Raw genomic sequence first — 6,601 nt, 5'->3', positions numbered from 1 at the left:
CTCAGGCTCTTTCCCTCCCGGGCGATATCCTTCAGGCGTAAAGACCATATTAATTACGTCGCCCAACCGGTCAAATCTCTTTTGTATTTATTGAGAAGATTTTCGAAAGAAAATTTGAGAAAATTCCCCAGTGTTTTCTGAAAGATTCTCAAATTTTAGGGGGAAAGTAGAAAAAAATCCTAAAGAAACCTAGTTCATAACGAAAGTGGAGAAGAGAAATATTTGTGATCTGAAATAGTATATTAGAAAATCAGAAACAATTTATTGAAGAATAAAAGATAATCCCGTTCAATCTTAATTAAAATTCTGATTTTATAATATAGTATGGGGAATGATCAAAGCAATGATCTTCTATATAAAATATTTTCCATTTATATCTACTTATTCTGAATCGATCCAGCATTCCCTTGCAGCGCAACACTTGGTTCAAATAAAAAGATCTACATGGAATCTACAATACACTCTTCTACCCTTGACTCTGTTCAAAACTATTACGGAAAAATCCTAAAATCCAGTTCAGATCTAAAAACTGGAGCTTGCTGTTCCACAGACTCTCTTCCCAAAAATCTTCAGCCGGTCTTATCACTAGTCCATGAGGATGTAAAAGAAAAATTTTACGGATGTGGCTCCCCTTTTCCTCCTAATCTGAAAGGTTTAACAGTATTGGATCTTGGCTGTGGAAGCGGAAGAGATTCTTATCTACTCTCTCACTTAGTAGGTCCAGAGGGAAAAGTGATCGGAGTAGATATGACCGAAGAACAGATTTCTATAGCGAAAAATTTTATAGATTATCATACTGAAAAATTTGGATACTCTAAACCGAATATAGAATTCAAACAGGGCTTTATCGAAGACTTAGAAAGTTTAGGCATAGAATCCGAATCCATAGATCTAGTAATTTCAAATTGTGTGATTAATTTATCTCCGGATAAACCAAAAGTTTTTAAAGAAATCTTGAGAGTATTAAAACCAGGTGGAGAACTTTATTTTAGCGATGTATTTTCCAGCAGAAGGATACCAAACGAACTAAAAACAGATCCTGTTTTATTAGGAGAATGTTTGGGTGGAGCCTTATACACCGAGGATTTTAGAAGATTAATTTTTGATTTGGGAATATATGATTTCAGAGTAATTTCTACTAGCAAGATCGCTCTTAAGAATGAAGAAATCGAATCTAAAGTTGGAATGATCGATTTTTATTCCGTTACCTATAGGATTTTCAAATTAGATTTAGAAGATAAATGTGAGGATTACGGACAAGTAGCGTTTTATCTAGGTACAATCCCGGACCACCCTCATGAATTTCTATTAGATGATCATCATATTTTGAAAAAAGGATTACCAATGCTTGTCTGCGGAAATACGGCCGCCATGTTATCCAAATCCAGATTCGGAAAATTTTTCAAGATTATTGGAGATACTTCTGTACATTACGGACTATTTGATTGTGGACCAAGCCCTGCTTCCTTAACAATTACTGCGAGAGAATCGTCTATAAAAGAAACTTCAGAGATCGGTGGAGCTTGCTGCTAATGAATAACACTAAAGTGTAAATCCGCGGCAGTGATGCGCAGACCTTTAGTCCCGGTCTTGCCGGGATGAGCGCGGCTGCGCGAAGTCGAAGCAGCACGGTCCGCAGGAGCCGCCCAGTTTGACATCTGCGATGTCACCGACTCGCTAATGCGGTCGTTTCCTCACTCCCTACGGGTGTCGCTGCGGAATGTTGCAAAAAAGTCTATTTTTGGGAAGAAAAAGGAAATCGAATTTGGGATTTGGAAGTTCAAGTTTCTTGCAAATGGAGAAGGGTCGAAAACTTTATCTTTAGATGAGTTCGTATTTTTCTCCTGGAGAATCGGAACAATCCGGAATGATGATTGGTTTGCCCAAGGCCAAAAAAGGTGCAAGGGCATTGGTAGTTGCTGGTGGAGGAATGAAAGGTTCCTTTGCGGGCGGTGCCTTGTATGCAATTAACCAGGCGGTGCCTTCTACATATTTCGATTTAATTTTGGGAGTTTCTTCCGGTTCTTGCGCTGCTGCTTATTATACTACTGGTTATGAGACAGATCATGCTCATGGTTTGAAAATCCTGGATATTTGGAGAAAAGAACTTACTGGTAGCCAATTGATCTCTTTTTTGAATCCTTTCCGAGGCAAAACTTTTCTAGATCAAGAATATCTAATAGACTATTTGTTCGGAACAAAGTATAGGCTTCCTTCTGAATATTTGGAGAAAAAAGAAACTTCTCCTTTTTATGTGGTGGTCACGAATCTTGCAAAAGCAAGAGCAGAATATGTTAAAGCGACCGCTTCTAATGTTTTAAATTTGTTGAAAGCAGCGACTTCTTTGCCTATCGCTACCAGAGGAAAATGGAAATTGGGTGGGCAATATTATGGAGATGGAGGGATCTCTGATCCAATCCCTGTTGAATCAGTCATCCAAGCTGGATATAAGGATATTACTGTTGTATTAAATAGTCCTGAGGATGAATTTTCGGATCCTATCCCTGGTTTCCAAGGTTGGCTTTCTTATCCTTCTAACAAAAAACTTTCTCATATGATCACCAAAGTGCATCATACTATGTACAATCGTGCAGTTAATATCATTCATTCTCCACCTAAAGGTGTGAAGATCAGAGTAATTTCTCCGGACGAATCAGAGTTGAGTATGGTCACCACGAGTGCCAAACTTTTAAATCGTTCCGTTACCAAAGGTATGGAAGCCGGACAAAGATTGGTCGCAAACATGATCGCAGAAATTTCAGGACTCAAAAACAAATCTAAACTTTTGAGAAAACTTTGGCTTCCTACGATCCGTCCTGAAGAAGGCAAAAGCTGATCTTTAAGCCGCTTCTGAAAATCTGATCTTTTTTAGATCTTCTTTTCTTCTTAATTCCGAGATTGCAAAATAATACGATTTTCGGACAGAATGTTCGCTGAGTCCCAAATACCAGCCAATCTTTTTGAAACTTTTTTCTTCGGTTACTGCACCACAGACTTCGAGTAACTGTTTTCGGGACATTTTCCATCTTTCTAAATTTTCGAAATGATGGATCTGCATGTTTTGGTAAAGCCTGGAAAGTTTTTCGTTTAGTTCTTTTTTTCTTAGCCAGGATTTTCTTTCTTCTTCTATATCCTTTGTATAATAATCCCTGAGTTTTAACTTTTTCTCTTTAAGTTTAGAATGGAATAATCTGGATTCTTTCAAATTTAGAGGGATCCTATGTTTTAATTTGAGGATAAGAGAAACAATTGGATCCATTTCGGATAGAATGTTTTGAACCAAATAAGAAGTTTCCCGGGTTTGATTCAGTATCTCTCTCGTGAATTCAGATCTTGGATCATAAAATCTTTCGAATCCATCTGATATAATTTCACTTCGGTTGAGACGGATCTCTTTCCTTCTCTGGTTCCATATTAAATTTTTAGTATATGTCGTGAAAAATGCAGGGAAATTAGTATATCCTCTCTCCTTGTATAAATGTAATACTTCTTCTGCGTCCAAAACCAGTTTTAAAACGATTTCTGAACAAGAATCTTCATCCAAACGATATCTTCCTTTGGCGAGTGTCCAGGCCCAGATCCATGCTTCTTTCAGAAAATTTTCGGAGTTCCCTTCTCTATAATAAAATTCTACGGAAGAGATAAGTCTTTTGTCTTTTTCGGAGTATTTTTCCATGATCGGATTTCAGAAAAGAAGATCCGATCTTCTACAAATATAAAAATGGAACCGTTCGCCTTAGAACCTAAATTGGGAGCTAAGACGAACTTTTCTGTATTTTTTTAATTTGCGATCCCTACTGTTGGCTGGCAATAAACCCTCCGGTGGAAGAGTCCTCAGTGATCGCGCATAATTCCAAACTTAGATCATCAATTAAGGATCACCGATAAACAATTCGTTTGACTCAAAGATAAAATCGACTCATCCTGCAAATTCTATGTCAGAATTATCCCAGAAAATGAAACGAGTTTTAGATGTATTTTTTTCGGAAAAATTAATAACCTCTATTTTCTTATTTCTGACTGCATACGGTTTTTATCTTAGATTTTATGGAATAGCCGATCAAAGTTTATGGTTTGATGAATTATTCTCTACGATCCATAGCAGTAATGCATCTTCCCTATCTGAACTCGTAAACGGTATCAAGGGTGATGTTCACCCGCCAGGCTACCAAGTTCTTTTATATTATTGGATTAGAATTTTTGGAGATTCCGATTTTGCAGTCCGATCATTATCTGCAATTTTCAATATTCTATCCATTTCTGCTGTATCCGCCCTGTATTATTACAAAATCAAAAAAGATAAACTAATATCTCTTTCTCTGGCAGCAAGTTTAGCGGCCTGTTCTATTCTTTTATGGTATAGCCAAGAAACTCGTTCCTATTGTATAATGGCTTCCTTAGGAGCTTTAGGAATATTACTTACTATCATTTATGATAGAGAAGAAAAGAAAAGCCTAAGCCCAATTGCGATATCTTTATTCTTAATACTTTTATTAGGGGCTTGGACGCATTATCTTGGACTATTATGGTCCGGATCTATTATCATTATATCTTTTATATATAATGTTTTTCAAAAAGATAAACGCAAAATTATTTTCTGGTTTTTAGCCGGATCTCTTATTTTAATTTCGTATATTCCTTGGATCTTATATAGCATTGCTGAAAGCACCAAGTTAAAACCAATGGGTCATATTCCTCCTGCTGGATTCTTTTTCCCATTTATCTCTATGTTTTCTTTCTTTGGAAGAGGATTTATTATTTATTTTCCTATATTATTATTCTTAACAATACGGGAATTTATCTATTTCAAAAAGAACTCTTCTTACTTATTTCTTTTTTCAATAATATTTTTATATTTTGTGATCTTGTTCTCATTGCAGATTTTTGCAAATCTTCCGATGATCAATGAACGAAATACGATTATAATCTCTGCTGCTTATATTATTTTAATATCCTTAAGTTCAGAATTGAATGAAAAATATAAGAAGTTTTTCTACATTCTATTAATTTGCGCAAGTGCTGTACAACTATACGACTTTAAGAAATATACAAAGAAAAATCTTAAAAAAGAAGATTATAGAAGCGCTTCTATAGAAGCTTTAAACACAAAAAAAGATCTGGAAGCTAAAGATAAATCCCAATATTCTTTCGTGTCTATTCATCCAGATCTTCAATCTCATTATTTGCCGGATGAAAAAATCGAAAAATGTGCGGCAAATACTCAATTCGACAGTAAGGATAAACCCCAAGGATCTTATATCATTTATATTTGGGGTCATCTGAAAGAAAACTTTTCGAAAAACCCTGCAAAACATTGTATATTCTCTGGCTACGAAACTGTAAAAGAAGAAGTTTTCTATGACGCAGGCTTTGCTCTCCTAAAGAAAAAAATCTAAAAACCAAATTCTTTTAGAAACGTTCCTGATAAATATAGAAGGATCAAATAATCTTTAATCTACCATGAAATAGATTTTCGGTAACTTATTTATCTCAGGAACCAATTTCTAAATTAGGGAGGTCCCACCTTTAAATAAAACAAAGGAACGAATAAACTCCCGCAAGAGATAAATATTATGAAAAAACTAATCTTACATTCTGCATTAGCCTTAATCTTAACTGGAACAGCATTCGCACAACCAAGCGGTGGGCCTGGAGGACCTCCAGGAGAAGATCCATGTAAAACAGAAAGACAAACTTATTGTAAGGATTCCAGATACGGCCATGAGTCCGATCGTTGTTTGAAAGAATATATGTCCAAACTATCAGAGTCTTGCAAAAACCATATAAACGAAATGCTATCTCGTTTTGAAAAATTCAGATCAGCTTGTGCTGCAGATGAGGAGAAATATTGCAAGAACGTAGAACGAGGACATGCTCATATGAAATGTATGAGAGAAAATGAAAACAAGTTATCTGCTTCTTGTAAGGCGGCACTTCCGCCTCCTCCACCTGGAGGCGGACCTAGGAGTTAGGTTTTACATCAACTTACGCTGGCAAAATCCCTGGATCGTATTCATCCGTAGGTAAAGGAGTACATCCAGGAATTTTGCTCCAGTCCGGTTCGTCTCCAATATGACGATAAGAATGAGACCATAAAATTCTATCTTTCAAAACTAAAAACACACCAGGCATTCTAAGCAAATGTCTTCCTTGGACTCCGTAAAAATTTCCTTTTGCAAGTGCGCGTACTGCACTTACCCAAACTTCTGGACCTGCTAATTCTATTAAATTGCCTTCTTGCACATTGATCTGTTCATAAAAGGAAGCGCTTGGATTCGAGATAGCTTTTGCTTCCGGCCAGAATCTGGAAAAAAAATCTTCTCCATCTCTCACCGACTCAGGATATACAAATAAAATGGGAGGGAATGCGGCCATTTCTGAACTGAAAACACGAAGGTCTTCCACAGTTTCTCTGCAAAATATACAACCAAGGTGACGCAGAAAAACGACCAAACTAGGTTTTTGAGGAAGATTGTCCCCGAAACTTAGGCCGGTTAAATTTCTTCCTTGGACCTGGGATTCCAAAATTTCTTTCGGTAGGAATTTCATCTCTCTTTCAAATCTTCTACGATACCGGAAAGGAAATCGATTGCTTTTCTAG

Annotated in this window: 6 protein-coding genes; 4 read left to right on the top strand and 2 right to left on the bottom strand. The window is 36.5% G+C overall.

What is annotated here, in order from left to right; all coding sequences use genetic code 11:
• Positions 1 to 444 precede the first annotated feature (444 nt).
• Entirely contained in the window at positions 445 to 1,533 is a 1,089-nt protein-coding gene (locus CH362_RS12165; RefSeq protein WP_100710597.1) for a methyltransferase domain-containing protein, read from the top strand.
• 292 nt (positions 1,534 to 1,825) lie between these two features.
• Positions 1,826 to 2,836, top strand: coding sequence for a patatin-like phospholipase family protein (locus CH362_RS12160; protein ID WP_100710596.1), 1,011 nt, complete (start codon positions 1,826 to 1,828; stop codon positions 2,834 to 2,836).
• A gap of 3 nt (positions 2,837 to 2,839) precedes the next feature.
• Here CH362_RS12160 and CH362_RS12155 read toward each other — a convergent pair whose 3' ends face one another.
• Entirely contained in the window at positions 2,840 to 3,676 is an 837-nt protein-coding gene (locus CH362_RS12155) for an RNA polymerase subunit sigma-70 (protein WP_100710595.1), read from the bottom strand.
• Between the two features lie 280 nt (positions 3,677 to 3,956).
• On the opposite strand from CH362_RS12155, the gene CH362_RS12150 reads away from it, so the two are divergent.
• Both CH362_RS12150 and CH362_RS12145 read left to right on the top strand, forming a co-directional pair.
• On the top strand, positions 3,957 to 5,396 hold the full coding sequence (locus tag CH362_RS12150; protein ID WP_244280568.1) for a glycosyltransferase family 39 protein: 1,440 nt from the start codon (positions 3,957 to 3,959) through the stop codon (positions 5,394 to 5,396).
• Between the two features lie 177 nt (positions 5,397 to 5,573).
• Positions 5,574 to 5,972, top strand: coding sequence for a hypothetical protein (locus CH362_RS12145; protein WP_100710593.1), 399 nt, complete (start codon positions 5,574 to 5,576; stop codon positions 5,970 to 5,972).
• A 13-nt stretch (positions 5,973 to 5,985) separates the two neighbouring features.
• On the opposite strand, the gene CH362_RS12140 is transcribed toward CH362_RS12145, so the two are convergent.
• Complete coding sequence (locus CH362_RS12140; protein ID WP_100710592.1) at positions 5,986 to 6,549, bottom strand: SelL-related redox protein; 564 nt, start codon at positions 6,547 to 6,549, stop codon at positions 5,986 to 5,988.
• Positions 6,550 to 6,601: the final 52 nt, after the last annotated feature.

Source organism: Leptospira saintgironsiae, assembly GCF_002811765.1.
Classification (GTDB): Bacteria; Spirochaetota; Leptospiria; order Leptospirales; family Leptospiraceae; genus Leptospira_B; species Leptospira_B saintgironsiae.
This window is presented reverse-complemented; position numbering and strand designations above follow the sequence as displayed.